This is a genomic window from Microbacterium sp. Leaf351 (assembly GCF_001423825.1).
GTDB classification, from domain to species: domain Bacteria; phylum Actinomycetota; class Actinomycetes; order Actinomycetales; family Microbacteriaceae; genus Microbacterium; species Microbacterium ginsengisoli.
In genome coordinates, this window is sequence record NZ_LMPK01000036.1 from 58,104 (window position 1) to 60,613 (window position 2,510).

General features: G+C 65.9%; 4 protein-coding genes. All 4 read right to left on the reverse strand.

The window, feature by feature from the left end; genetic code table 11:
* On the reverse strand, positions 1-497 hold a 497-nt coding region (locus tag ASG00_RS18445; RefSeq protein WP_235559566.1), incomplete at its 3' end, for a cbb3-type cytochrome c oxidase subunit I.
* A 1-nt stretch (position 498) separates the two neighbouring features.
* Complete coding sequence (gene ctaC / locus ASG00_RS12235) at positions 499-1,392, reverse strand: aa3-type cytochrome oxidase subunit II (protein WP_045247249.1); 894 nt, start codon at positions 1,390-1,392, stop codon at positions 499-501.
* 144 nt (positions 1,393-1,536) lie between these two features.
* On the reverse strand, positions 1,537-1,902 hold the full coding sequence (gene erpA / locus ASG00_RS12240) for an iron-sulfur cluster insertion protein ErpA (RefSeq protein WP_056209937.1): 366 nt from the start codon (positions 1,900-1,902) through the stop codon (positions 1,537-1,539).
* Positions 1,903-1,978: 76 nt separating this feature from the next.
* A partial coding sequence (locus ASG00_RS18450; RefSeq protein ID WP_235559567.1) for a peptidase dimerization domain-containing protein occupies positions 1,979-2,510 on the reverse strand: 532 nt, incomplete at its 5' end.

Consider the following 2,510-nt stretch of genomic DNA (forward strand, 5'->3'; position numbering starts at 1 on the left):
TGATAGGCGAACCATCCGAAGGATGCCGCACCCGCCGGCGTCAGGAAGCCGCTGACGGCGATCGTGGAGCCGAACAGGAACAGCCAGAAGGCGAACGCGTTCAGACGCGGGAAGGCGACGTCGGGAGCGCCGATCTGCAGCGGCAGCAGCGCGTTCGCGAAGCCCGCGAACAGCGGCGTCGCGAACATCAGCAGCATGATCGTGCCGTGCATCGTGAAGAGCTGGTTGTACTGCTCCTTCGTCGGAAGGATCTGCATGCCCGGCTCGAACAGCTCGGCGCGGATGATGAGGGCCATCACGCCGCCGAGCAGGAAGAAGATGAACGACGAGATCAGGTACATGTACCCGATGGTCTTGTGGTCAGTGGAGGTGACCCACTTGACGATGATGTTGCCCTTCTCCTCCACGCGGGAGCTGCTCAGCAGCGCCGCCTGGCGGGGAGGGAGGGTGCGGGCGCGGGGTGCACCCTGCTCCTGGAGCGGAAGCGTCGTCGCCATCTCAGTTGTTCCCCTCGCTCGAAGCGCCGGTGCCCGGCAGGTTGTTGAGGCGGTCGTACGCCGCATCGATCGGGCCCGTCTGACCCTTGGTCTTCAGCGAGGCCAGGTAGGTCTGGTACTCGGACTGGCTGACGACCTTGACGTTGAAGAGCATCATCGAGTGGTACTCGCCGCAGAGCTCCGCGCACTTCCCCGCGTAGGTGCCCTCGCGCGTCGGAGTGAAGGACCACGAGTTGTCCTTGCCGATGAAGAGGTCCTTCTTGTAGAGGAAGTCGACGATCCAGAACGAGTGGATGACGTCGCGCGACTGGAGGGTGATCTTCACCGTCTCGTTGACCGGGAGGTAGAGGGTCGGCAGCTGCGACTGGTCGATGTTCCCCTGCGCGTCGGGTTGGGCCTGGATGCCCATCGTCCAGACGTCGTCGGCACCCTTCGGGTCGGAGCCGTCGTACTGGAAGTCCCACGCCCACTGCTTGCCGATCGCCGTGATCGACACCTGCGGGTTGTCGTACTGCGTCTCGAGGATGTTCTGGTCACGCGCCGTGAAGGCGAAGAAGCCCAGCACGAGGATGAGCGGCACGATCGTGTAGAAGATCTCGATCGGCATGTTGTACCGCAGCTGCACCGGGAGGCCGGTCTGCCCCTTGCGTCGGCGGTAGGCGATGATCGCCCACAGCATCAGGCCCCACGTGATGATGCCGACCGCGAGCAGCACGATCCAGGAGTTCACCCAGAGCGCCGCCACCATGTCGGTGTGGTTGGTGGCCGGTGTGCCGTCTTCCGTGAAGCCGGGAAGGAAACCGTGAAGCTCGGTGGGCGAGCATCCCGCGAGGGAGACGGCCACGGCGATCCCGACGGGAATCGCCACCCAGCGAAGGCGGCGGTGTGAAGGCACGGTGCACCTTTCGGAAGACGGATGAAGCTTCCTCAGTCTAAGGCAACCTCTCACCGGATTCAGGCCACGCGCCCAGCGCTCAACACGAAACGGCGCGGCCTCGCTCGTCTGTGACGAGGGGCCGCGCCGTTTCTATGAGGGGGCTCAGTGGAAGCTGTCTCCGCATGCGCACGAGCCGGACGCGTTGGGGTTGTCGATCGTGAAACCCTGCTCCGAGATGGTGTCCTTGAAGTCGATGGTCGCGCCGTCGAGGTAGGGCACCGACATGTCGTCGACGATGACCTCGACGCCGTCGAAGTCGACCGTCTGGTCGCCGTCGAGATAGCGCTCATCGAAGTAGAGCTGGTAGATCAGGCCCGAGCAGCCACCGGGCTGCACGGCGACCCGCAGACGGAGGTCGTCGCGACCCTCCTGGTCGAGAAGGCTCTTCACCTTGCCGGCGGCGGCGTCGGTGAGCACGACACCGTGCGCCTGGGCGGACGTTTCGGTCGGCGTTGCGAGATCGGTCATGGCTTCTCCTCGACAGGGTCCCGGGGGGCTGTTGGTCCGAGTCTACGACGGGCCGCCCGCATCCGGGGCGGAATCGTCACTTCGTACGCGTCGCGACCTTCGCCAGCAGCAGCGCCTCGGAGATCGCCGCGCGCCGGAACGTGTCGACGTGCAGGGATTCGTTGGGACTGTGGGCGCGGGTGTGGGGATCCTCGACACCTGTCACGAGGATCTGCGCGCCGGGGAAGGTCTCGACCAGGTCCGCGATGAAGGGGATCGATCCGCCGACGCCGATGTCGACCGGCTCGACGCCGTATCCTTCGGCCAAGGCCTCGCGCGCGTCGCCGACCGCCCAGCCGGAGGTGTCCACCAGGAACGCGTTTCCGCAGTCGACGTCGGCGAAGGTGAGCTCTGCTCCGAAGGGCGCGTGCGCGCGCAGATGGGCCTCGATCGCCTCGTAGGCCTCGCGGGCGCCCTGGCCGGGAGCCACCCGTGCGCTGATGACGACCGAGATCTCCGGCGCGAGCGTGTTCGAGGCGGCCGCGACGGATGTCGCATCGATACCCGTGATGGTGATCGACGGTTTGTTCCAGATCCGACTGAGGATCGTGCCCGTACCGACCGGCTGC

Excerpts from the sequence above, each read along its gene's own strand:
- erpA (WP_056209937.1), bottom strand. The coding sequence starts at position 1,902 with ATGACCGATCTCGCAACGCCGACCGAAACGTCCGCCCAGGCGCACGGT.